The organism is Eggerthella sp. BIOML-A4, assembly GCF_009875575.1.
Taxonomy (GTDB): domain Bacteria; phylum Actinomycetota; class Coriobacteriia; order Coriobacteriales; family Eggerthellaceae; genus Eggerthella; species Eggerthella lenta.
Map to the genome: position 1 here is coordinate 1 of NZ_WWRX01000033.1, position 2,046 is coordinate 2,046.

General features: G+C 40.1%; 2 protein-coding genes. Both read right to left on the reverse strand.

Annotated features, from left to right (window positions below):
- On the reverse strand, positions 1-950 hold a 950-nt coding region (locus GT613_RS15160; protein WP_161172724.1), incomplete at its 3' end, for a phage portal protein.
- Positions 950-2,046 (reverse strand): PBSX family phage terminase large subunit (locus GT613_RS15165; protein WP_161172725.1); only part of this gene is annotated, 1,097 nt, incomplete at its 5' end. The genes GT613_RS15165 and GT613_RS15160, both read right to left, overlap by 1 nt.

Sequence of the window (2,046 nt, forward strand, 5' to 3'; positions counted from 1 at the left end):
ACCATAGAAACTGCAAAGATAGACTCTTTGAGCAATGCGATCAGATTTTCTTGGGTAGTGTCTGAATTCGGCTTCTCAAGGAAACCGACCTCAGGCAATGCGCCATCACCATTTTTCCACAAGTTGAAAATGCGGTTTTCTCTGATTTGGTCAGCCATGCCATCTTTAAGCTCTACACCTACAATCTTCAAGTAAGCGTCAGCAAAGTAGTCAACGTCATTGGCTTTCTCGCTAGCAGCCTTGTTCAGAGCGTTGATGAGCGTTTTGACACTATCAAAGATACCTTGACGCTCTTCATTTTCAATCATTTCTACAACTGGCAATTTGCCGTAAATGTGGGGAGTGCGTTCATGGAATGTCACACTTCCTCCTAGCTGGAACGTTGTTTCAATGACTTCAGCAGACGTGATAACCTGACCATATCCATTGACTTCTCCATCATTGAAGGCATATCTGACCGCAAATAGTGGCTTTTCTTGAATACTGTTATCATGAACAATGAACATGTTGACTGGACTGTTGTAGGTTGTTCTGGTATTTCCTTCCTCGTCCTGATAGACATATAGGAAAGCATGGCCAAAAATATCTGCAATCTTTGCTAGCTCAAACTCATTGTCTTCCATGTCATTCAATTTGCGGAAATCATCAATGAATTTGCTTGTAGTATCGTCATCATGCGTGATTTTGACCGGGATACCGATTTGGTAGCCACTGAATGTGTCAACAATGTACTTGGCATAGTTAATGACAAGCCTATTGTCTGGCTTCCAGCTGTCCTTTTTAGGTGCTTTCAAAATATCATGCTTTGACATGTACATATTTTCATTCTCAATGTACCCTCTAAGCAATCTTGATTGATGAAGCTCCACTGCTTCTGACACCAATTCTGCTGTCACTTCTTCTGCTGATGTTGTAAATAGCTTTCGCTTGTTTAGACTGATTTGCGACATCAGAAACCTCCTTTGAATAATTTGATTTTGCTACCAATGCCCAAAGCATTTGAATAGATGGCATAGCGTAAAGCGTCAAGCACATCATCAAACTCTTTCAGCGGTTCATCTTTTGTGCTGTTTGGCTTCCACTTGTACTGGTAAATCTCATCAAAAAAGCGAGGTATGACACCACGCTTGATATATAATTTATTTTCTTTAAATAGCTTGGCAATCATTTCAATTCCAGCTATGACTGCCTTATTGGCATTGACTGTGACAATTCCTTCATTGTTGAAGCGGTCAACGTGTTCTGGTCTTGCTGAGTCAGCATAGAATGTTATATCTCCATACTTCTCTTTGAACTCCTTGGCACGGTTCACCCACCAATCAATCTCTTTGTATTGGTCAGCTATACCGTCAACCAGGTAGAGATTTTCTTGGTTGTCTTCGCCAATAATCACAATTGAACCGTAGTGGTCATATCCCCAGTCAACACCAGCGAAATACCTTACCATGTCAGGTAAGATGTCTATCTCGTGTATTGATTTATCATAATCAGAGTAGATTGCACCTTCAGCAATAGTCCAAAGGCCTAAAATATCTCTATCGTAAAACTTGCCGTTTGGTGTTGCTGATTTGATGTTCTCGATATATCTTTTTGAAAGAAACGTGTTGTCATCTAACTTAAAAGCAAAATCGATGATCATCTTGTCTTTATTATTGATATAGTCACGATTAAGCCAATGGTTGGGATTGTCTGGATTGCTATCCCATACTATACGCGCATCAGTCCCAGAACACCGTGAAATGATTTCTTTGAACACTACTTCATTAGCAAGTGACGCCTCATTTACATAAGCACCAAAAGAAGTAAAACCACGAGCACGTTTTAGTCCACTGATTAAACCAGTATAGACTTGAACGACTTTAACACCTCTGAAAGTGAAAGAGCCATGTTTATCATACTTAGGTTCGAAACCATATTTATTGTATAGTTCTTGCAACACGTTGTTTTGAATACTTGTTGAAGACGTGCCAGCTAAGATATACATTGGTTCATCTATGCCTAATCTATCCGCTATGGATCGCACACGGTCAAGCTCGGTTATAAACG